Here is a 21,310-nt window from a genome sequence, read left to right as displayed (position 1 = left end):
CTCGCTAATGAGTATCTTTTCCTTTCTATACTCCCGTATCTGATAAAAAATATAAGGCGATTCGGCAACCTATCCGAACATTGGCCCACGCCATCCGGGAAGCCGCCTCATAAGATACGGGTATCCTTTATTACAATGTCGAGAGGAGAATGGGCATGGGAGCAGAAGAAACAAGAGGCGGTTACGGTGGTTACGGCGCATTCACAAGCACAGGAACCATTTTGGTATTGTTCATTTTATTAGTTATTATCAGTAGAACGATCTTCATTTAAAACGGGTATCTGCACCCACGGCTGACGATAGCGCAAACGCAAGAAAGAGGCTAATCCGCAGACAGCCCCTGCTGCTTGCGAATTAGCCTCTTCTTTGTTTCATTTGGACCAGATCACACCTCTTCCTCATCTTGTCCGTCCAACCGCCATTTTTTCGCCTGTGTACCCCGGATCAGAAATACCACAAGAACTCCACCAACCAGCGTCAGCAGCGTAGATAGTAGATCCTCAGTTCCTTTCACCAGGAATGGGAGCCACAGGACTACAGCAGCGGGCAACATCATTCGGACGACAAAGTCCAGAAAAGACGCACGACGATGATGTGCAGGGATCGGATACAGCTGAAGCCATAACGAATCCTTGTGATACTGCCTTAGCGAAGTGATTTGTACGCCAATGAGAAATACAAAAAATAAATACACCGCAATACCGACCCAGCCTGTATGGGTGATATATATAATTAACAGACCCAAAATACCTAACCGAATAACAATACCTGCGGGTTCTGTACGTAAAAACGTCTTAAACAGCAGATAGCGATACGCTCCCTTTCTGTCCCACGGTATATTGCCCCCCAGCCAGGAAAGCCAGCGGCGCGGAGTTACTCTCTGCGTAAGGGCAGGTACATCAACGAACCAGCCTAAAGTACGTAGCACCCGAGCAGCCTGCATGCTTTCTGTCCGGATCAGCTTTTCCCAAGCTACTAACAGCTTAACCGGAAAACGCAGAACGAGCACGTAGACCACGCTGACCAATACGATAAACGGCAAGCTGTGCAACGGAGGCTGCCACAGCCATGCGGCTACCATTAGCACAGCCAACACCCACCGAAGCAGGCGATAGCCTGCGCTGGCGCCAACCGATACGATGCGAAGCTCCTGCCAGCCGCCATAGCTGAACAGCAGCTTCAACAGCACGAACAGCAGCAGGGTCAGCAGCAACGGCTTAGGTGCGGCATCGCTGCGAATATACAGCGGCCACGCGATAATGGACAGCAGCAGCAGCCCAAATATTTTATACACCACACCCCGAATGCGGCTGGCCTTAAAATAATGCTGCATCGCATATTCCTGTGGACGCAGGAAGACAATATCCGCCGCGTTCAAATACGTGCGAAAGCTCGCATGAGCAATCGGAATAGCTACAATCAGCATGATCCAGCGGATGGGCAAATCCGGTGGAGTATGCATCAGCAGCGACGTGTACCATGCAGCAAAAGCAATCAGCGCAAAGCCGAAGACTACTGCCAGACCGCTCTGAATGACATAGCCCAGATAGGGCAGCACCTGTCCCCAGAACGCAACACGTCTTTCTTTATGCAAACGTTGCAAGTCCATGCTCATTCCCTGCCCTGTACCAGCTCATAAAATGCATCTTCCAGCGGCATGCCCGGCTTACCCGCCTGTGCTGTCACTTCATTCAGCGTACCCTGTGCAATAATGGTACCCTGATGAAGCACAATGAAACGATCACAATAATTTTCAATCGTGGACAAAATATGAGAACTGAGCAAAATGGACGAGCCTGAACGCTTCATTTCCAGCATAAAGTCAAGCAGAGAACGAATACCCAGCGGGTCCAGACCCAAAAATGGTTCATCAATGACATACAACGGCGGTCCTGCTAAAAATGCGCACATAATCATGACTTTCTGGCGCATCCCCTTGGAAAGATGCATGGACATGCTTCCGCTCTTATCTCGCATACGGAACAAATCCAGCATCTGATTACTGCGTGTGCGGAAATCCGCTTCACTGACTCCATAAGCCCTGGCGGTGAACTCCATATGCTCCATCACCGTCATTTCAGGATACAACTCTGGAGATTCGGGTACAAAAGCAATGGCTCCCTGATATTGCTCGGGATTCTCCTCCTGCTTATGTCCCTGCACGCGTATTTCTCCGGCCTGCGGTGTCATCAGACCCAAAATATGCTTCATGGTCGTACTTTTCCCGGCCCCGTTCAGACCAATCAGTCCCACCATTTCGCCTGGCTTTACATCGAGCGAAATCTGATGCAGCACCGGACGCTTGGCACTGTATCCGCCAGTCAATCCGTTAATTTGCAATACAGGCTGTTGTTCCATGGCTCCCCCTCTTCTCCCTTATCCGTTCGGTCCTTATTCGTTCGGCTTCGACCCTTTTTCCTTCAGCCATCTTGGCGCACCCTTGTTTTTACGATCACGCTCGCGCTGCGCTTTTCCTGCTTTGGACAAAGCTGCTCCCTTGCTCTTGCCTGGAGCCGAACCCATTGCGGTAGCCCTGCCGGGACGTCCGTTCTCACTACGAGCAGGCGCCTTGCCGTTTTCCGCCCTGTCAGAAGTCGTTCTGGACTCGGATGGTCTCACAGGCGCACGCTTGGCATCCGCCGGACGCGGCACCACAACACGTCCTCCATATAACGCACGCTCTGTGATGTTAATGTCCAGTTCACGGGAGAATTTGCGCATAATGAACGTTTCACGTTCGGTAACAACGGACACAACCAGTCCTTTGCGCCCCATACGTCCTGTACGTCCTGCACGGTGAACATAGGCTTGACTGTCCGTAGCCGGATCAAAATGAATGACCATCTCCAGTCCCTCAATGTCCAGACCGCGAGCTGCCACATCGGAAGCGATCAGCACCTTGAGCTTGTCCTCCCGGAATCGGGCCAGCACGTTGCTGCGCGTGACTTTATCCGCATCACCATACAGGGATGCTGTAGTCAGTCCCATATGATTGAGCTTGGCTTCAATCTCCCCGATCGCATTTGTTGTATTCACGAATACCAGCGCTTTTCTTGGATTAAAATGACGCACCAGACGACGCAGCATATCCACCTTATCCCGCTCTTCGGTTACAAAGTAATAGTGCTCCAGTCCACTGGCTGTCTTCTGATCGGGATCAATGCCGATTTCCGCGTAATCATTCATCTCACGCTTCGCCAGCGCCTGAATCTCATCATTCAGCGTTGCGGACAAAAATACCAATTGACGGTCACGCTGGGCGGTACCCAATATGTTCTTCACATCACCTGCTCCGCCGAGCTGGAACATCTGGTCCACCTCGTCAATAACAATGGTTGTAATGTTGTGCATTTTCAGTTTTTTCGCAGCAATGAGTTCCCGTACACGTCCTGGTGTGCCAACTACAAGCTGCGGATGATCCTTTAGCTTCTCGATCTGGCGTTTGATAGCTGCTCCGCCAATCAGACCAAGCACACGGATTCCGCGATGCTCTCCATAACGCTGACCCTCGCGAACAATTTGCATCGCCAGTTCCTGACTTGGAGCCAGTATCATCTTTTGTGTAGCCTTTTTCTGTGGGTCAATCGCTTGCAGCAGCGGCAGCAAATAGGCCAGTGTCTTCCCTGTACCCGTCTGCGAACGCGCCAATACATGCCTTCCCTTAATGATTTCGGGTATAGCCTGCGCCTGAACCGGCGAAGGCTGCGTAATTTCATGCTCAGCCAGTTTGGTCAACAGATCTGCCTCAATGCCAAGCGATTCAAAATTCAATGTCATGAAAAGGTCCAACCCCTATACGTAAATTCGTTACTCTCCATTATATGCGAAAATAGCCCCGTTACCAAATCACAAAAATAAAAGATGCCCCTCACCATACCCATGGCTTTTGGGACATCTTTTATTTCTTGTTCATCACACCATGACCCAGCCTGTCGGTCAGTCTGGGAGCAAGCTGATACAGCTTGAGAAAAGGAGATACCCACCGCGGCAGATTAACCTCTTCCCTACGAAGCTCTATTGCCCTCACCATGTGCTGTGCTACCTTATCCGGCTTTAGCATAAACCAGCCTACATTACGAACATATCCGCCTGAAGGATCTGCGAGCTCAAAAAATGGCGTGTCAATCGGCCCGGGGTTTATCGTCGTCACGGTCACTCCGCTCCCGCGCAGCTCTTGCCGCAGTGCATTGCTGAATCCGAGCAATGCATGCTTCGTCGCTGTGTAGGAAGCCGATTTGGCTGTCCCGATTTTCCCGGCCATAGACGCTACATTGACAATCTGCCCGCTGCGCCGCTCTGTCATTTGCGGCAAAAACGCCTTGATGCAGCGAACAGCTCCCATGTAGTTCACGTCCATCATTCGTTCAAACTCCGTCAGGTCTGTTTCATGAAAATACTCAAATTTTCCGTAACCCGCATTATTGAGCAAAATATCGACCCGCCCGTACTGCTCCAATACTCGGGCAGCGACGGCCTCTACCTGCTCCTGACGGGTGACATCCAGTGGGATCAGCTCATGTCTGCCGCTGATTCCAGCAGACACCTGCTCCAACCGCTCCTGCGAGCGCGCTGTCAATATAGGGATCGCACCCTTGTCGCTCAACAGCCGTGCACAGAGAGCACCAATTCCGCTGGATGCCCCTGTAATGACAACCACCTTATCTTGCAATATACTCACGGTCATCCCCCCATATTAAAGAACACCTTCTTCTTTAATATTAAGAGATCATCACCTGAATATCCAGCTCACCGACTCCTTCCACAGTAAGCGGAATAAAAAGGGCACGCTGAGGTACAAAAGTAGTCAAGTTTTCCGATTTCATGACTTGCGGAGGCGTGATGTCTACAACAATTCCCTGACTGGACAAAATCGTACTGGCATTACCGCTAATCATATTGCCCAATTCGGAAATCGCACTTTTTCCCATCTCGTCAATTTCAGTCAAGACAAATCCGCCCATCATCGCTGATACCATACGCAGCGCCACCTGTTCATTCAGGCCGAACACAATATTTCCGCTAAGCTGTCCGGTCATCCCGATCATAATCCAAATATGGTCATCTACCAGCTCGACATTTTTCACACCGAGATTGCCGGGTGAGGGAGAGACTTGGATCAGTTGTTCAATGACCCGTCGCGCCGACTCCAAAAAAGGATTTATCACTTCTGCCTTCACGATCATTGCGCCCCTTTACGATGGGCTTTTAGACATACAACAAAAGTCCCATTTTAATTAGAATTTTTAATTTAATTAAGGTTACAAACGAATCGACCCTCAACAAAATACTCTCTCTATCACTTATCGACAGCTTCCCGGCAATTTTTTATAGCCAAATCACAAAAAATGTGAATAATGTCCTATATCCCACTTCCCATCAGAATTAAACTGGTTATTTTTGATGAATATCAGGACTTTAGTCTTTGTTTCCCAATATACCATATTTCACGATGCTCTGCTTTGATTCATTGCCCTTCCTGCCCGAATAACCTATAATTTAATGAAATCAAGCATATCGACGGTTTTACATATGAACAGGTGAATTGGCCAACAATACTCAGTCTATACGGCTGCGACAGAATTAAGAAAAAAGAGGAGGAACTTCATGAACATCAGTCAACTTGAAACACTTATCATGATTTCCAAAACTATGAGCTTCCGAAAAGCCGGAGAACTTCTCAATTTGACGCAGCCCGCGGTGTCTGCCCAGATCAAAAGCCTTGAGGACGAATTCAAAACCATTCTGATCGACCGCAACCAGCCCGTCACCCTGACCGACCGGGGAACTGTTTTTTTGGAGCACGCCGAGCGGATACTAGAGGTTGTCGAGGAATTACGGCAGAAATTGTACGATCTAAATGAAACGCCGCAGGGCCATATTGCACTGGGTACGACCACATCCATCGCCATTCAAATTTTACCGCGCGTGCTTTCCTACTTTCAGGATCAGTTCCCGCTCATCAAAACCTCCATTCAATCTATGGCCTCCTCTATGATCTATCAGCAGGTAGAGAACGGATTAATTGATGTGGGTATCGGCTATCTGATCGAACGTAATCCGAATTTGAGCACTTCAATTCTGTATTATGATTCCTTTGAGCTTGTCGTGTCTCCTACTCATCCACTGGCCTCCCAACCGCACGCTACCATTGAAGCCCTTCGGGAAATTCCGCTTATTCTGCTCTCACCAGATACGGTAGGAAGGAAATTCGTGGATGATGTATTTAAAAAACACCAGATTGTGCCTCACGTTGTAATCGAGTTGTCGAGCAGTGAGGAAGTCAAACGAATGGTCGAAATTAATTTGGGTGCTGCCATTATCTCCAGATTGTCGGTCACTTCCGAGCTGCGTGCAGGCTCATTAAAAATGATCCATATTCCCGAATTGGAGGTTAGTCACCCGGTAGGAGTGATTTATAAATCCGGCCGATATCTAAACTCAGCCATGCAGCAATTTTTAAGTGATCTGAAGGGGATGCCGGAAACGAATTTTACCAGTTCTGAATAACGTAATTCGCTATGAACACCATAGAAATATAAACCTTGATTACGAAAGGAAGACAGGTTATGAAATTTGATCTGCACACCCATCATTTCCGCTGCGGTCATGCAGACGGCAACATTCGGGATTATATCGAAGCTGGCATTCAGTCAGGCTTGCAAGCGATTGGTATTTCGGACCACTCCCCTTTCCTGGGCAGCGAACAAGACCAGGCTTTTCCGAAAATTTATATGGCAAAATCGCAGCTGGCCGAGTATGTAGAAGAGGTGCAACAGCTTAAAAGGGAATACGAAGGCCGCATTGACGTCTTGCTTGGATTGGAAACCGATTATTTTCCTGATTATGCGGAGCTGTATCGTTCCACGCTGGCCCCTTATCCGTTTGATTACCTCATTGGGTCGGTCCACAGCGTTGAAGGGGACAGTATTTTTAACCGTAGCCGTTGGAAAAAATTAAGTGACGCTCGCAAAATCGAGGTCAAGCAAGCCTACTATTCACTTATTCAGGAGTCTGCACGTAGCGGCATGTTTCAAATTCTCGGTCATATTGACGCGATGAAGGGGAATTTCCCGGCCTTTTCGGACATTCCTGCCGATGAGGCGATTGATGAAACCTTGCGGGTGATTGCGGAGTCCGGCGTGGCCATTGAAATTAACACCTCGGGTAAAACCAAGCTGAGTGGCGGATGGTACCCATCCGCATCTATTTTAGAAAGAGCGCATCATTTTGGCGTAGAGGTCACTTTTGGTTCAGATGCCCATAAGCCTTCGCGTGTAGGCGAGGATTGGGATGAAGTGAAGGCGATGCTGAAGGACATCGGTTTCCGCGAATGGGTTTATTTCAAAGAAAAACGTAAAATTTCGGTGGCACTTTAATGGTGCTTTAAGCTGACCATACGAACGCTGTTGCAACGGCATTGCCGGTCTGCATCCTTTCCTTATAAAAGGCAAGAGTTCCGTTGCAAAGCGAACGCTTGGTAAGATAATGACATCTATGTGTGAGGAGAATTACATATGTATTTAGAAGATCCAATGGACAAGCTCAAAAAGCTAAAGCATGACATCACGCGTTTTATGCTGATCTATAAATTCGCACTCGATGAAATGGAAACCAAGATTGAAATATTAAAACAGGAATTTCAGGCCCTGCACGATTATAGCCCTATTGAGCATACCAAATCACGACTTAAATCTCCTGAGAGCATTATGAATAAAATGCTTCGGAAAAATAGCGAACTTTCCCTCGATGCTGTCAAAAATCATATTAAGGATATCGCCGGACTGCGTATTACCTGTTCTTTTATTTCTGACATTTATGATGTCAGCAACATGCTTCAGAGACAAAATGACTTGAAGGTACTGGAAATCAAGGATTACATCAAGAATCCCAAACCAAACGGCTATCAGAGTCTGCATTTGCTGGTCCAAGTCCCTGTATTTATGTCGGACTGTCAAGAGCTAGTCTGTGTAGAGGTGCAAATCCGGACGATTGCGATGGATTTCTGGGCAAGTCTGGAGCATAAAATCTTTTATAAATATAACCAGTCTGTTCCGGAAAGTCTGACACGTGAATTAAAGAATGCGGCAGATTCTGCGAATGCGCTTGATCTTCAAATGGAACGGCTGCATCGTGAAATCAAGGAGATTAAAGACGCGAGAGGTGAAGAAGACTCCATAGAAGAGCTTCGGAGGATTATGATTAATAATCAGCAAATTACGGTGCCAGCCAATTTCTTGAAACTTCTCGGGGAATAAGGTCATGCGGTGATTCAGCGCGGGAGAATTAATTTGAACTTATGCTTCTTATGATCGCTGTTGCAACGGGATTCTCTGGATTGTATAAGCCCTTTAAGGGTAGAATCCCATTGCAAAGGCGAACGCCTTTAACTGATAACGTTCTCCACTAAACTCAAACTTAATCCTTCTTCATCATTGCTGGATGTCACTTGGTTTGCATACTTTTTAACTTCGTCAGGCGCATTTCCCATTGCGATGCCCAGCCCTGCAAATTTCAGCATATCAATATCATTGAAATTATCGCCGATTGCCATAATTTCTTCCTTCTTTAGATTATAATGGCTGATGATCTGCTGAATTGCTTTAGATTTGGATGCATCTCCAGACATAATTTCCAGATACGTGTCTTTTGATTTGTAGATGGTTAGAGCAGTGTTGTCTTTCTTTAATACTTCCTCAAGCTGTTCGATTTGTTCAGCCGGGCCCATACAGAGAATTTTATGCACTTGAGGGTTTTCGTTTATGAAGGTTTTAAGGTTGGCCTGAGTAGGCTGAGCCCCTGTGATATCTTGCTCTTGAACAACCCATTCGTCTTGCGGATTTTCAACAACCCATTGATCATGGCTGTAGATGTTAATTTGAATGTTGGAGAATTTGCTTTTTACAACCTCATAAATACCAATAACATTCTCTTGGGGCAAGCTTTTGCTGAGAATAGTTGTATTACTTCTACAGTCTATTACCAGGGAACCACTGTAGCAAATAATGGGTGAATTGATTTCCAATTCTTTTTGGAGTGGCAAGATTCCACTTGGCATTCTGGCAGAAACAAGGACAAATGGAATACCCAGGTTTGTTGCTTTTTGGACTGCAAGCTTGGTCTTCTCGGTTATAACATGATTTGAATTAATTAAAGTCCCGTCTATGTCACTGAAAACTGCTTTTATCTTTGTCATATTAGCCCCCCTCGAAATAATCTTTGACTGTCTTCCCTTCATTTAATAAGCCTGATCTCAATGTTATTCTCCTCAAAAATCTTTCTAAAGCTATCTGGTGGCTTTTCATTTGTAATGATCATGTCAATATCACTAAAATCAATCCCCTTATAGGAACTGATTTGATTAAATTTCCGTGAATCCGCCAACAGAATAACCTCTTTCGATCGTTTTGCTACTACATCTTTGATGACCGCGTCTTCAAGATTTGAAAAATAGATGCCATCCTTTAAAATACCAGCTGCACCCAGAAAAACTTTATCAAAGTAAATATCATTTAACTGAGATGCCACATGAACATCGAAAAAAAAGCGATTTTCATGATTAAACTTTCCACCTAACAGGCATATATCGACCTTATTGTTGTTAGATAGAGCTTCTGCATTATCAAGGGAATGCGTATACACTGTAGAGATTGTATTGAGATGATCACAAAGAAATTTTACTGTCGTTGAGACGTCCAGAAAGCAAAGGTCGCCTTTGTTGATATAAGAGGCAGCTATTTTTCCAATTTCATATTTATCTTCAGAAGAAGCATCAACTCTTTCCTTATATGCTTTTATTTTGTCCTTCAACTGGGGTAGAGCAATACCTCCATGAGTTCGTATCGCGGTACCTTCATCCACTAATTTAATGAAATCCCGCCGCGCAGTGTCTCTGGAAATACCGAGCATATCGCATATTTCCTGATTCGAAATCATTTTTTCTTCCTGAAGCCTTTCAAGAATTTTCACTAACCGTTCTTCTTGATAAATAAGTATCACCTCCATACATCAATTATAAGCATTATTGCACGATTTGTTAAGCGATATTAAGCATTTTTTTGTAGATAACATAATATTTATTGCCTCATATCCTTTGCAGCCAAGATTTCGTCTTCTCTTTATAATAAAAACAAGCCCATAAGGAGTGATTCAGGAACGGGAAAAATACTGGTACTGACTCCATTCGGTATTGAGCAATCGTGGTACACATGGATACGACCAAAGCACAGTCAGAGGGGTATTCGTTTATATCCCTACATGAATGGCTTCCAGAATTGGTAACCAGCTTGAACCGTTCCTATGAATCATAGGAAGCGCCTCTGATGGCAGGTAGGGCAATAAAAACACAAAAAAAGAGGACCCGAAGCTTCGGGTCTCAGCAACATATATTATTCAAAAGGGGGTCATGTCTGTATTGTACCCGTCCTGTGTTAGAGTTGTTTTGCAGTTATATTTCATCTTTGTAACAAAATATTCCTCTTCCATTTCTACGCATAATCCCCTTGGGTAATCGAGAACACCAATACACTCGGTACCTCTCCTGAAGGATCATAGGAACGAATGCTGCGGAGCAAACGCAGCTTATTTTTGACCAGCACACGCACGGAAGCCTGGTTATCCTCTTGGCAACGACCTTCAATTCGCCTGAGCTTCAAAGATTCGAAACCAAATTTCAGCATCACTTCCACGATCTCTGTAGCCAGTCCCTGTCCCCAAAATGGACGATCTAAAATATAGCCTAGCTTCGCCTCACCCGTACCCTCATTCCACTGCTGAAACGAAGCGATACCGAGCAGCTGTGAAGAGGGAAATCCCTTGGCTATCTCGGTATCATCTGATGCATCCACTCCGTTATCTGCGCGTGTATCTCCTCTATGCCATTCCACCGCAAAGTGCAGGGAATCCAGAGAATCCCCAGCTACTTTGATCTGGGCAACCAGACGCCGCATTCGTACGTAGACGGGCTTGCGAATCCGATTTACGTATCGGATTACTAAAGGATCGGACAGCATTCGCTCCAATGCAGGATAATCCTCCGCTCTTAGCTGGCGTAATCGGACACGGTGGGTGTAAAGCTCCGGCAGCCCCAAACGAAGCATTTCTTTAGTCAGCACAATGATCCCTCCTGCGGAGATAGATTGGCTTGTTGGAATGAGCGTTTTTCACACTTAATCCAGATCCTGAATTCCCCGGTAAATGCCTGTGCGCAACTCACGAATATAATACGACAGAGAAGGGACATCTGCTTCCTCCGCTTGTTTTACCGCCAGTTCTATATCGTAAGGTACGCGTACAAACTGAATGGAAAAAGGAGTAGCTTGCTCTTCTCCCAGATTTCCTTCCAGAATACAGTACGAAGCCTGAGTGACATCCAGCGGATTCCCGACGCTTCCGACATTAAATAGCGTCTTCCCCTGAAAATGCTGGATAAAGGCATTGTGTACATCTCCATAACCCACCACATCCGGAGCAAAAGCGTCCTTTTCATTCTCCTCAGCCAACGGATCAAACATAGCTAATCTTTTTTCCGGCTCATCCCAAGGCTGTACGCGGTGATACACACTTTGGGGCGAAGCATGCACCAGACGGATACGATGACCGCTCATCCCGAAATCATAGTGAAACGGTAACTGTGCCAGATACTGTACCCGCTCTTTACCCAAGCGCTCGGCTTGCCAGCTAAAATTGAGATCATCGGTAATGCTGACCAGCTCATCCCAATTCCCCCGCACGACAATTTCACAATGCTGACGGACTGCATCCAGAACCTCGCACGGGCTAGGCCCTTTGCCGATCAGATCCCCCAAACAAAATACACGGCTAATACCTCGGGAAGCAATATCCTCCAGTACCGCCTCACAGGCAGGCCAATTGCCATGAATATCTGAAATGACAGCAATACGCTCCATCTGAATCTCACTCCTTTGTCCGAAACAGCTACATCTTCTACACTACATTCAAACCTTCTTTATGTAGTTCCAGTCTATTGACCAGATTTTAGCGTAATGACACTCAGCTCCGGTCTGCACAGCACACGAATCGGCAGATGTGTCATACCAATCCCCCTGCTGACATAAAGAGGCATCCTGCTTGCTCCTACATGAAATAATCCCTGGATGTACTTGCGTCCACCCGGAGGCGGCATTGGTGCTCCGATGACAGGCAAACGCACCTGTCCTCCATGCGTATGCCCCGACAGTTGAAGATCAAAGGACATTCGGGCCGCCACGTCCGCATAATCCGGCTCATGCATCAGCAACAGCTTGCACATCTCATCAGGAAGTCCATGAACGGCACGCCGCGGATTAGGTTTTCCCATAATGCTATCCTCTAAACCCACCATTGCCACACGCTGTCCAGCGCGTTCCACAATCACATGATCGTTTCGCAGCAACGTAAATCCAGTCTTCGGGTATAATTCCTGTACTCCGGCTGGTAAGCCTCTATAATCATGATTGCCCAAAATAGCGAATTTGCCAAGAGTGGCGTGCATGGAAGCCATAATCGGAACAGCAGCCTTCATGGATATCGCATAATCATCCACAATATCGCCTGTAAAACAGAGCAAATCCGGCTCCAGTCCGGCAATCCGGTCAGCAAGCTCGCGCAGGTCCTGCTCATCCATATGAAAGCCCAAGTGCACATCACTGAAATGTACAACTCTGATACCGTCAAAAGCAGCCGGTAGACGGGGCAGAGACAAGGTGAAGCGTGTAATTTCCAAATGATTAGGCTCCCATAAGGAAGCGTATCCTCCAGCCAAAAGTGCGGTTCCCGCTGTGGCTAAAGCCGCTTTTTTCAAAAAACGGCGGCGCGAAGGATTGGCTGGCTCATTAGAAGTGGAGCGCCGCGAAGAACCGGGAGGGATTGCGGCCTCTTTGCAAGGATCATCCTGACTCTCGCGGCGGGTTTGCGGCGTCTTCTCCATATGCGTGCCCCCTTGCTATCTATTCCTCTAGCTTATTATTCAGAACTTTTCACTCCCTCGGAAGCTTTAACGATTGGTGGACAACCACTGTTCCCCATAATCTACCAAATCGCGTTGCCTTGCAAAAAAGCATGAAGCCTCTCCGATGTTGACCCGTGTAAAGCACTTAGGACAATCCCGTTCAAAATCATATCCCAGCTGCTCGAAATCATCGGAGGTAATATTATAATCCTCATAAGTGACCCACACTTTGGCTCCATCCACTATTATGGGGGCTTGATGGGTGATTTTTTCACGTCCGTTGTACGTTGCTCGATATTCCGCCAAATGCAAAGACGTATTGCTGTCATGTCCGCAGCCCAGGAGCAGCACGTAGGCATCTGCCTCGTACAGCTTCGCCAGCGGCGAATGCTCACCCAGTCCATAGTCGAGCTGGTGATCTGCCAGTAATTCCGAAGCTGCAGGTCCACGCGCCGCCAAGGAAACATGCGGATGCCCGCTACGCTCTGTTCCCGGTAGACCGCGGAACGTTTCTACAATGACCCCCATGCCCCCGGTCAGCGTCCAAGTCGGATCATAAGCGGGCATTTCCTCGCGTACAAGTTCCCACCATGACTCATCCAAAGGCGGGTTCATCCAGGTCGACGGATCAGTCAAGTCATGAGACTGTGTCGGCATGACCAGCGTTCCTTCCGGGCCAATCGCTTCCGTCAATGCCGCAAGAATGGCGGAGGCCCCGCCTGGAACAAAGCGTCCGAAGCTGCGCATCGACGAATGAACAAGCAGCGTCATACCGCTGCGAACCCCCAGCTCCTTTAATCCTTTCATTACATCCGACCTGGTAACGGGTCGATTCGTTATCATTTGCACAGTCACCTGTCCAGCCTCCATTTCTCCAAAAACGATACACAATACCATAATTATACCATAAGTGCTATACTACTCTCCTCCCTCATGCTCCCTCCATCTCTTATGAACACAAAAACAGGCTTTCTCCGATGGGAAAAAGCCTGTTTTGATTTGAATGACATATTACTGGTCGGGCTATACAGTCAGCCAACGCTTGAACATATGTTTTGTCGTTTGCTTGTTCATTTCAGCAATGGAGGTTGTCAATGGAATGCCTTTCGGGCAAGAACGTACGCAGTTTTGTGAATTACCACAGCCCTCCAGCCCATCGTCTGTCATCAATGCATCCAGCCGCTCCTCCTGATTCATTTCCCCTGTCGGGTGGCTGTTAAACAGGCGAACCTGAGATATCGCCGCAGGTCCAATGAACGTTGTCTTCTCGTTGACATTCGGGCAAGCCTCCAGGCAAACTCCGCAGGTCATGCACTTGGACAGCTCATACGCCCATTGACGCTTTTTCTCCGGCATTCTAGGGCCAGGGCCCAGATCGTAGGTGCCGTCAATCGGAATCCATGCTTTGACCTTCTTGAGTGCGTTAAACATCCGGCTGCGGTCGATGACCAAATCCCGCACAACCGGGAATGTGCTCATCGGCGCAATCGTAATCGGCTGCTCCAGCTTATCTACAAGCGCGGCACAGGCCTGACGCGGCTTGCCGTTAATTACCATAGAGCAGGCTCCGCATACTTCCTCCAGACAGTTCGACTCCCAACATACCGGGGCGGTCTCTTTGCCATGGCTGTCTACCGGGTTGCGCTGAATTTCCATCAGTGCGCTAATCACATTCATGCCCGGGCGATAAGGTAATTCGAATTCTTCCGTATAGGAATTGGAGTTAGGATCATTCTGACGGGTCACAACGAACTTCACTGTTTTATTCGATTTCACTGCTTGCTCCGACATCTAAAATACACTCCCTTCTATTTATTTGTTCTTGGAATAATCCCGAATACGCGGCTTGATCAGTGAGACGTCAACCGGTTCATACGAAATTTGTGGTCCTTCCGGTGTCCATTCCGCAATGGTCGTTTTCAGGAACTCCTCATCGTTACGATCTGGGAAGTCCGGCTTGTAGTGAGCACCACGGCTTTCGTTGCGCAGCAGCGCCCCCTTGGTCATCGCTTCAGCCAGCTCCATCATATTCCACAGCTGGCGTGTAAACGCCGCACCCGCATTGTTCCAGCGTGAAGCATCATTGATGTTAATGTTGGCATAACGCTCCTTCAGCTCTTTGATCTTTTGGATTGTAGCTTCCAGCTTGTCGTTATAACGAACCACCGTCATATTGTTCGTCATCCACTCACCCAGCTCTTTATGAAGCACATAGGCATTTTCTTTCCCGTTCATATGCAAAATACGCTCGTACTTCTCCGACTGCTGTTTTACCGCCGCATCGAACACGGAGGAAGCTACATCCTGTGCGGACTTTTTGATGCTCTTAATGTATTCCACAGCCTTCGGTCCAGCCACCATCCCGCCGTAAATAGCTGACAACAACGAATTTGCGCCCAAACGGTTCGCTCCGTGATATTGGAATTCACATTCTCCAGCGGCAAACAGCCCCGGTATATTCGTCATCTGATTGTAATCGACCCACATGCCGCCCATTGAATAATGCACAGCCGGGAAAATTTTCATCGGGATTTTACGCGGATCGTCACCGACGAATTTTTCATAAATTTCAATAATACCGCCCAGCTTCACGTCCAGCTCTTTCGGGTCCTTGTGGGACAAATCGAGATATACCATATTCTCGCCATTAATGCCGAGCCCTTCATCGACGCATACGCTGAATATTTCACGTGTCGCAATATCGCGTGGAACCAGATTTCCATAAGCCGGATACTTTTCCTCGAGGAAATACCACGGCTTGCCGTCTTTGTACGTCCAAATACGGCCACCCTCTCCCCGTGCCGACTCAGACATCAGACGCAGCTTGTCATCACCCGGTATAGCCGTCGGATGAATCTGGATAAATTCACCATTCGCATAGCGTACACCCTGCTGATACACCGCACCGGCAGCCGTGCCGGTATTAATCACGGAATTCGTGGTTTTGCCGAAAATAATGCCGGGACCACCCGATGCCAAAATAACGGCATCCGCCGCAAAAGTTTTCACTTCCATCGTGCGTAAATCCTGCGCACAAATACCTCGACAGATCCCTTCATCATCCAGTACCGCCTGTAAAAACTCCCAGTTTTCATATTTGGTCACCAAGCCCTCGGATTCCCAGCGCCGAACTTGCTCATCCAAAGCATACAGAAGCTGCTGGCCGGTCGTTGCTCCAGCAAAGGCTGTCCGATGATGCTGAGTACCGCCAAAGCGACGAAAATCCAGCAATCCTTCCGGTGTCCGGTTAAACATGACACCCATACGGTCCATGAGATGGATAATCCCTGGAGCCGCTTCACACATTGCTTTTACCGGGGGCTGGTTGGCCAGAAAATCCCCGCCATAGACCGAATCATCAAAATGAATCCAGGGTGAGTCTCCCTCGCCCTTGGTATTCACTGCCCCGTTGATGCCGCCTTGAGCACAAACGGAGTGGGATCTTTTTACCGGAACCAAAGAAAATAAATGAACGTGAACCCCTGCCTCTGCCGCCTTGATCGTAGCCATCAGACCCGCCAGACCGCCGCCCACGACAATAATGTTGGATGCTGCCATTTCTGCTCACTCCTTTTTTTCAGGATTTTAGCCAAATCCTCTCTTACGATTGGAAATAGCATCTGCAAACGATGTAATGCAAATGATATATCATGTGAATTCGTTTTTTACAGTAGCTGTTGAATAGCGCTGCATTGCACCAAAGCGGTGGCCGTTTCCTGGAATTCCGCGCTGCGGAATGCCAACAGGGAAGCGATGAAACCGATAGACACCACCACGAACAGGGTCATGCAAATATAGGAGGATACCTTTTGCGCACGCGGTCCCACTGTGATCCCCCAACTGACCATAAATGCCCACAGTCCGTTAGCAAAGTGAAAGGATGCCGACACAACGCTGATTAAATACAAAATAAAATAAACCGGGTTCGTTACAATGCCATACATTACACCGCCCAGTTCCTCATGTGTTACATTGCCCAGTGCCACCTGGATGCGCGTGTCAAACACGTGCCAGATAATGAACACGAACGTAATAACGCCGGAAATACGCTGGAACAGAAAGCGCCAGTTGCGCGAATAGCCAAAATTTTTGACATTCGGATCAGCCTGGTAAGCGATATACAAGCCATAAATTCCGTGGAATAGCAATGGCAAGTAAATGAATAATGTTTCAAGCACAATCACCAGTGGCAAACCATTCAGGAAGGCCACGCTGCGGTTGAACCCTTCCTTCCCGCCCTCCACTGCAGTGAAGTTCGTCACCAAATGCTCAACAAAAAAAAGAGCCAGCGGAATGACGCCAAGAAGTGAATGCAGCTTTCTGGAATAAAATCCTCTCATCTAGGTAATGCTCCCTTCTCCTAATAATAGCGTTTTCAATAGTGATATAACATATAAAATGACAGATCCCGACAGGAAATGTCCAACAAGGTGCCCCTTAAAAGGAAAAACTAAAGTGTGAACATCTTGTGTCGCTTTTATGTTACTCCTTTTCGGCTTATAATGGAATTGCAATATACGTATTAATTATTATGTCTTTTTTGCATATAGAGAGGAAGTGGATGGTATGTTTGAGGATTTGAACGCCTTTGCCGTCATTGTGGAGCAATCCAGCTTGAATAAAGCCTCCAAACTGCTTAATCTCTCCCAGCCTGCCCTATCCCGTAAAATCGCCAAGCTGGAGGAAGAACTGGGTGTACTGCTCTTTGATCGAAGGGGCAAACGGCTCGAAATTACGTCTACAGGACGGTTTGTATATACCTTCGCGCTGGAGCAGCGGCAACGACAGCTCCGCTTTTTGCAAAAGCTGTCCCGGCACAAGAACGAAGCCCAGAGCATGCTCACCCTGGGTGCAAGTCTCACGACACTCCAAACGACGCTGCCCACCCTCGTTGAAGCTTTCATGAGCAAGCATCCCCAAACCGAGCTGAAGCTGCTCACAGGCAAAACCCATGAAATCGTCGCTTTTGTACGCGACAAAAAAGCAGACGCCGGGGTTGTCGGGTCTGCCATTCATGAGGCCGGGCTGCGTTGCATTCCGCTATTTGACGATCACTTGGAGCTGGTCGTTCCGATCGGACATGAATTAACAGCCAGAGCAGGAACGGTCTCAATGAAAGACCTGCAAGGATTGCCGATGATTATTTTTTCCAAAGGAACCTGGTATCGCAGCTTGACAGATGACTTGTTCCAGCGCAGCGGCATTATGCCCGATATCCGGATGGAAATCGACTCCTTCGAGGCCATTGTACGCTTGCTTCCAACCTGTAAGGCTTCGGCGTTGCTGCCCAAATCCTATTTGCGCAGCGAACTGCTGCGGGATAACGGACTCACTGCGCTGTACTTGCCCGACTTGAAGGAGACACGCCGAACGACCTCTCTCATTTATTCGGAGACGGCAGATCTCAGCTCGACAGCGCGAAGCTGGATTAGTGAGACACGTGCCTCATTTGCAGGCTATCGTATGGTGTAGTAGGGCTAGCCTTCTTCATTGACGTTAACGACCTCATCCTCGAAGCGGGCGATATTGTCATTGGAACCGATGATGACCATAATATCGTCTGCTTTTAGCCGATCCATAGCCGTTGGTGCAATGAGAATACCGTTAGCCGTATGAAGCGCTACAATACTGCAGCCAAAGCGGGTACGGGCATTCAGCTCTGATAACGTTTTACCATTGAGACATCCAGGTACATTGAGCTCCACAATGCTGTATTCTTTGGATAGCTCCAAATAGTCGAGCAAATTAGGCGTAACCAGCTGGTGGGCCACCCGTATTCCCATATCCCGTTCAGGATAAATGACGCGATCTACACCGAGCTTTTCCAACGCCCGTCCGTGCAGAATAGATATAGCTTTCGCTACGACTTTTCTCACACCCAGCTCCTTCAGCAATATGGCGGTCAGAATGCTTACCTGAATGTCATCTCCAATAGCAACAATACCGCAATCGAAATTACGGATACCCAGTGACCGCAAAGAATCCTCATCGGTAGCATCGGCTACGACAGTATGCGTCAGCATCTCACTCATACTGTCTACAACGTCCTCGTTCCGGTCGATGCCAAGTACCTCGCACCCCATGTCCACCAATTGCAAAGCCAGGCTTGAGCCAAATCGTCCCAAGCCAATAACTACAAACTGCTGCGTTTTCATATTACTCGAAAACTCCCTTATCCTATAATCATTTTGCCTTCCGGATGCCGATATAACTCCTTACCCTTTTTGGGTCCCAGTGCATAAGCCAGCGTGAGCGGGCCGAGTCGGCCTGCAAACATCGTCAGGGTAATGACCAGCTTGCCGATAACTGTCAAATCAGATGTAAGCCCCATCGACAGTCCCACCGTTCCAAAGGCAGACACTGTTTCGAACAAAATCATCAGAAAATGATGATCTTCGGTTGCCGATAAAATCATCGTTACCCCGATCACGAACAACAGCCCCAGCAAAGTTATGGTCAAAGCTTTGTAAATTCGTGCTTGTGCAAGCCGATACTTGAACAATACAATATCTTCTCGGCCTCGCAGCATGGAAAACACTGCTCCAATGAGCAGCGCAAACGTTGTTGTCTTAATCCCGCCCCCAGTTGAGCCAGGGGAAGCCCCTATGAACATTAATATAATGATGAAAAATTGCGTAGCCTGCCGCAAGCCTGCGATGTCCAGCGTATTAGCACCAGCGGTACGAGGGGTTACCGACTGGAATAATGATCCCAGTAGCTTGCCTCCCCAATTCAACGAGCCTAATGTTTTCGGATTCGTAAACTCAAAAACAAAGATGACGAGGGTACCGACTATAATCAGTACAGCGGTCATGCTAAGTACGACCTTGGTATGCAAGGACAGTCTCTTGCGTTTGCGATATTCTGCCAGATCCGACATCACCACAAAGCCGATGCCTCCCGAGATAATCAAAAAAATAGCTGTAAAATTAACAACGGGATCATATACATAACCTGTCAGACTGTGAAAGTGACCGAATAAATCAAACCCAGCATTGTTAAACATGGAAATCGCATGCCAGATTCCAAAATAAATCGCCCTGCCTACAGGCATATCAAAAGACCAGCGAACGGCAAATATCGTAGCGCACACACCCTCAATGACCAGCGAATACAATAAAACTTTACGGATCAAGCCAACGATTCCCTCTACAGAGGTCTGATTCATCGCCTCCTGCAAAATGAGACGCTCCCGCAAGGAGATGCGACGCTTGAACACCAGCGCGATCAGGGTGGCCATGGTCATAAAACCGAGACCGCCGACCTGAATGAGCGCAGCGATCACCACCTGACCAAAGGTTGTAAAAAAGGTTCCCGTGTCCTTAACGACAAGCCCTGTGACACAGGTCGCAGAGGCCGCTGTAAATAAAGCGTCTACAAACGCAAGCGGCTTCCCCGTTGTATTTGAAATGGGTAGCATTAACAATAAACTGCCTATCAGTATGATAACGGCAAAGCCTGCAACAAATATCTGTGGTGGAGAAAGCCGAAGCCAGCTGGCATTGGGGTTCATGAATCATCACTTCTCCTACTTGTTGAATTATGAGTATGGAGATCGCTCCGGGTGCAGATTGTTCCTCCGCTACTGCCAGCTCATAAAATCACCAATCTCTTTTCAGTTTCTTTCGTCCGTTTCTTTTAGAGAAAACAGAAAAGTATCCGCAAAGCGGGATACTTTTGCCTTTCAACACTCACTACTTCATACCTCACTACCTTATGAAACGTTTGGTGACTTTAAGGCGGGCAGCAGCGCAGCGGTCCATTTGAATCTGGAGAAGCGGTAGCGCTCGCCTTTGCCTCTGAATTTTAACCTTATCAGGGTTTATCTAATCCAATAAAATTCAGAGTCAACAGCGATCGGAAGATCAAATGGAACGCGGAGCGTCCTTAACTCAGCAAACTTTTACTCACACTTATACACACAAAAAAAGACACCGGAAAACCGAGTGCCTGACTGGGTTCCTGTTCACAGCCTACGAGGTTAGCTGACGGATTCGGGCAGTACAGTAGCCCTATTCACACGTCCGGTGCAAGACCGGCTGTAAAATTCACCCCAGTAACATGGTTCCCCCGTTTTCCTATGGAAATTCGGCTCAAATGTATAGCGTTACCTATTGTTTTATAGGCATTGCCTCAAGATTATAATCCTTCTGTATCCAGATCACAAAACCGATTTCGTCGAAAAAACGTTAATTTCGCTTTATTTTGCGAATAGGTAGCGTTTAATCGCAGTTTATCTTATTTTATTGAAACTTTAGGATGCTTTCACTCCATTTTCATGAATATCACAGCTGTGTTGGCGGGAACCTGTGCAGTGTGATATCTTTAATGGATGCACTTATTTACAGATTAAGGAGGAAACTC

21 protein-coding genes and 1 riboswitch are annotated in these 21,310 nt (G+C 47.5%); of the genes, 5 read left to right on the top strand and 16 right to left on the bottom strand.

Going from position 1 to position 21,310, the window contains the following annotated elements:
* Positions 1-155: 155 nt before the first annotated feature.
* Positions 156-272, top strand: a complete 117-nt coding sequence (locus tag L693_RS31400) for a YjcZ family sporulation protein (protein ID WP_208811956.1) — start codon at positions 156-158, stop codon at positions 270-272.
* A 113-nt stretch (positions 273-385) separates the two neighbouring features.
* Here the strand turns inward: L693_RS31400 and L693_RS0112100 are convergent, their stop codons facing one another.
* The 5 genes from L693_RS0112100 to L693_RS0112080 form a co-directional block, all read right to left on the bottom strand.
* Complete coding sequence (locus tag L693_RS0112100; protein ID WP_025717466.1) at positions 386-1,609, bottom strand: ABC transporter permease; 1,224 nt, start codon at positions 1,607-1,609, stop codon at positions 386-388.
* A 2-nt stretch (positions 1,610-1,611) separates the two neighbouring features.
* Positions 1,612-2,358 carry an ABC transporter ATP-binding protein gene (locus L693_RS0112095; protein ID WP_025717465.1) on the bottom strand — a complete coding sequence of 249 codons (747 nt, stop codon included), beginning with the start codon at positions 2,356-2,358 and terminating at the stop codon, positions 1,612-1,614.
* Between the two features lie 33 nt (positions 2,359-2,391).
* Positions 2,392-3,777: a DEAD/DEAH box helicase gene (locus L693_RS0112090; protein WP_025717464.1), complete on the bottom strand. Its 1,386-nt coding sequence runs from the start codon at positions 3,775-3,777 to the stop codon at positions 2,392-2,394.
* Positions 3,778-3,898: 121 nt separating this feature from the next.
* Positions 3,899-4,678: an SDR family NAD(P)-dependent oxidoreductase gene (locus tag L693_RS0112085; RefSeq protein WP_025717463.1), complete on the bottom strand. Its 780-nt coding sequence runs from the start codon at positions 4,676-4,678 to the stop codon at positions 3,899-3,901.
* A 40-nt stretch (positions 4,679-4,718) separates the two neighbouring features.
* A complete protein-coding gene (locus tag L693_RS0112080; RefSeq protein WP_025717462.1) occupies positions 4,719-5,177 on the bottom strand; it encodes a chemotaxis protein CheX in 459 nt (152 codons plus the stop codon).
* Between the two features lie 427 nt (positions 5,178-5,604).
* Between L693_RS0112080 and L693_RS0112075 the strand changes: the two genes are divergently transcribed.
* The 3 genes from L693_RS0112075 to L693_RS0112065 all read left to right on the top strand — a co-directional run bounded on the left by L693_RS0112075 (position 5,605) and on the right by L693_RS0112065 (position 8,255).
* Positions 5,605-6,507 carry a LysR family transcriptional regulator gene (locus tag L693_RS0112075; RefSeq protein ID WP_025717461.1) on the top strand — a complete coding sequence of 301 codons (903 nt, stop codon included), beginning with the start codon at positions 5,605-5,607 and terminating at the stop codon, positions 6,505-6,507.
* Positions 6,508-6,566: 59 nt separating this feature from the next.
* Positions 6,567-7,376 (top strand): histidinol-phosphatase, encoded by an 810-nt coding sequence (locus L693_RS0112070; RefSeq protein WP_025717460.1) that lies wholly within the window; start codon positions 6,567-6,569, stop codon positions 7,374-7,376.
* Between the two features lie 138 nt (positions 7,377-7,514).
* The gene (locus tag L693_RS0112065) at positions 7,515-8,255 is read left to right on the top strand and encodes a GTP pyrophosphokinase (RefSeq protein WP_025717459.1); all 741 of its coding nucleotides are present in this window, start codon (positions 7,515-7,517) and stop codon (positions 8,253-8,255) included.
* A 128-nt stretch (positions 8,256-8,383) separates the two neighbouring features.
* Here L693_RS0112065 and L693_RS0112060 read toward each other — a convergent pair whose 3' ends face one another.
* From L693_RS0112060 to L693_RS0112020, 9 genes are all read right to left on the bottom strand, one after another.
* Positions 8,384-9,193 (bottom strand): Cof-type HAD-IIB family hydrolase, encoded by an 810-nt coding sequence (locus L693_RS0112060; RefSeq protein WP_025717458.1) that lies wholly within the window; start codon positions 9,191-9,193, stop codon positions 8,384-8,386.
* A 38-nt stretch (positions 9,194-9,231) separates the two neighbouring features.
* The gene (locus tag L693_RS0112055; RefSeq protein WP_049825143.1) at positions 9,232-9,966 is read right to left on the bottom strand and encodes a DeoR/GlpR family DNA-binding transcription regulator; all 735 of its coding nucleotides are present in this window, start codon (positions 9,964-9,966) and stop codon (positions 9,232-9,234) included.
* A gap of 518 nt (positions 9,967-10,484) precedes the next feature.
* A complete protein-coding gene (locus L693_RS0112050; protein WP_025717456.1) occupies positions 10,485-11,111 on the bottom strand; it encodes a GNAT family N-acetyltransferase in 627 nt (208 codons plus the stop codon).
* A 54-nt stretch (positions 11,112-11,165) separates the two neighbouring features.
* A complete protein-coding gene (locus tag L693_RS0112045; RefSeq protein WP_025717455.1) occupies positions 11,166-11,906 on the bottom strand; it encodes a metallophosphoesterase family protein in 741 nt (246 codons plus the stop codon).
* A 74-nt stretch (positions 11,907-11,980) separates the two neighbouring features.
* Entirely contained in the window at positions 11,981-12,925 is a 945-nt protein-coding gene (locus L693_RS0112040) for a metallophosphoesterase (protein WP_025717454.1), read from the bottom strand.
* Between the two features lie 66 nt (positions 12,926-12,991).
* Positions 12,992-13,801: an aminoglycoside N(3)-acetyltransferase gene (locus tag L693_RS0112035; RefSeq protein ID WP_025717453.1), complete on the bottom strand. Its 810-nt coding sequence runs from the start codon at positions 13,799-13,801 to the stop codon at positions 12,992-12,994.
* Between the two features lie 168 nt (positions 13,802-13,969).
* Positions 13,970-14,737 (bottom strand): succinate dehydrogenase iron-sulfur subunit, encoded by a 768-nt coding sequence (sdhB, locus tag L693_RS0112030; RefSeq protein WP_025717452.1) that lies wholly within the window; start codon positions 14,735-14,737, stop codon positions 13,970-13,972.
* A gap of 21 nt (positions 14,738-14,758) precedes the next feature.
* The gene (sdhA, locus tag L693_RS0112025; RefSeq protein ID WP_025717451.1) at positions 14,759-16,504 is read right to left on the bottom strand and encodes a succinate dehydrogenase flavoprotein subunit; all 1,746 of its coding nucleotides are present in this window, start codon (positions 16,502-16,504) and stop codon (positions 14,759-14,761) included.
* A 107-nt stretch (positions 16,505-16,611) separates the two neighbouring features.
* Positions 16,612-17,286 carry a succinate dehydrogenase cytochrome b558 subunit gene (locus tag L693_RS0112020; RefSeq protein WP_025717450.1) on the bottom strand — a complete coding sequence of 225 codons (675 nt, stop codon included), beginning with the start codon at positions 17,284-17,286 and terminating at the stop codon, positions 16,612-16,614.
* Between the two features lie 226 nt (positions 17,287-17,512).
* Here L693_RS0112020 and L693_RS0112015 point away from each other — a divergent pair, with 226 nt between their 5' ends.
* Positions 17,513-18,418, top strand: a complete 906-nt coding sequence (locus tag L693_RS0112015; RefSeq protein ID WP_025717449.1) for a LysR family transcriptional regulator — start codon at positions 17,513-17,515, stop codon at positions 18,416-18,418.
* Between the two features lie 5 nt (positions 18,419-18,423).
* Here the strand turns inward: L693_RS0112015 and L693_RS0112010 are convergent, their stop codons facing one another.
* Together L693_RS0112010 and L693_RS0112005 are read right to left on the bottom strand one after the other, a co-directional pair.
* Complete coding sequence (locus tag L693_RS0112010) at positions 18,424-19,101, bottom strand: potassium channel family protein (RefSeq protein ID WP_025717448.1); 678 nt, start codon at positions 19,099-19,101, stop codon at positions 18,424-18,426.
* Positions 19,102-19,118: 17 nt separating this feature from the next.
* Complete coding sequence (locus L693_RS0112005; protein ID WP_025717447.1) at positions 19,119-20,459, bottom strand: TrkH family potassium uptake protein; 1,341 nt, start codon at positions 20,457-20,459, stop codon at positions 19,119-19,121.
* A gap of 442 nt (positions 20,460-20,901) precedes the next feature.
* Positions 20,902-21,050: riboswitch (cyclic di-AMP (ydaO/yuaA leader) on the bottom strand.
* Between the last annotated feature and the right edge of the window lie 260 nt (positions 21,051-21,310).

Origin of the sequence: Paenibacillus sp. 1-18 (assembly GCF_000520755.1) — a bacterium.
GTDB lineage: Bacteria > Bacillota > Bacilli > Paenibacillales > Paenibacillaceae > Paenibacillus > Paenibacillus brasilensis.
This window is presented reverse-complemented; position numbering and strand designations above follow the sequence as displayed.

What these genes read in the sequence shown, in the direction of transcription:
- L693_RS0112060 (WP_025717458.1), bottom strand. Translation starts at nt 9,193, where the DNA reads ATGACAAAGATAAAAGCAGTTTTCAGTGACATAGACGGGACTTTAATT.
- sdhA (WP_025717451.1), bottom strand. Translation starts at nt 16,504, where the DNA reads ATGGCAGCATCCAACATTATTGTCGTGGGCGGCGGTCTGGCGGGTCTG.
- L693_RS0112040 (WP_025717454.1), bottom strand. Translation starts at nt 12,925, where the DNA reads ATGGAGAAGACGCCGCAAACCCGCCGCGAGAGTCAGGATGATCCTTGC.
- L693_RS0112045 (WP_025717455.1), bottom strand. Translation starts at nt 11,906, where the DNA reads ATGGAGCGTATTGCTGTCATTTCAGATATTCATGGCAATTGGCCTGCC.
- L693_RS0112095 (WP_025717465.1), bottom strand. Translation starts at nt 2,358, where the DNA reads ATGGAACAACAGCCTGTATTGCAAATTAACGGATTGACTGGCGGATAC.
- L693_RS0112100 (WP_025717466.1), bottom strand. Translation starts at nt 1,609, where the DNA reads ATGGACTTGCAACGTTTGCATAAAGAAAGACGTGTTGCGTTCTGGGGA.
- L693_RS0112070 (WP_025717460.1), top strand. Translation starts at nt 6,567, where the DNA reads ATGAAATTTGATCTGCACACCCATCATTTCCGCTGCGGTCATGCAGAC.
- L693_RS0112075 (WP_025717461.1), top strand. Translation starts at nt 5,605, where the DNA reads ATGAACATCAGTCAACTTGAAACACTTATCATGATTTCCAAAACTATG.
- sdhB (WP_025717452.1), bottom strand. Translation starts at nt 14,737, where the DNA reads ATGTCGGAGCAAGCAGTGAAATCGAATAAAACAGTGAAGTTCGTTGTG.
- L693_RS0112020 (WP_025717450.1), bottom strand. Translation starts at nt 17,286, where the DNA reads ATGAGAGGATTTTATTCCAGAAAGCTGCATTCACTTCTTGGCGTCATT.
- L693_RS0112015 (WP_025717449.1), top strand. Translation starts at nt 17,513, where the DNA reads ATGTTTGAGGATTTGAACGCCTTTGCCGTCATTGTGGAGCAATCCAGC.
- L693_RS31400 (WP_208811956.1), top strand. Translation starts at nt 156, where the DNA reads ATGGGAGCAGAAGAAACAAGAGGCGGTTACGGTGGTTACGGCGCATTC.
- L693_RS0112065 (WP_025717459.1), top strand. Translation starts at nt 7,515, where the DNA reads ATGTATTTAGAAGATCCAATGGACAAGCTCAAAAAGCTAAAGCATGAC.
- L693_RS0112005 (WP_025717447.1), bottom strand. Translation starts at nt 20,459, where the DNA reads ATGAACCCCAATGCCAGCTGGCTTCGGCTTTCTCCACCACAGATATTT.
- L693_RS0112090 (WP_025717464.1), bottom strand. Translation starts at nt 3,777, where the DNA reads ATGACATTGAATTTTGAATCGCTTGGCATTGAGGCAGATCTGTTGACC.
- L693_RS0112010 (WP_025717448.1), bottom strand. Translation starts at nt 19,101, where the DNA reads ATGAAAACGCAGCAGTTTGTAGTTATTGGCTTGGGACGATTTGGCTCA.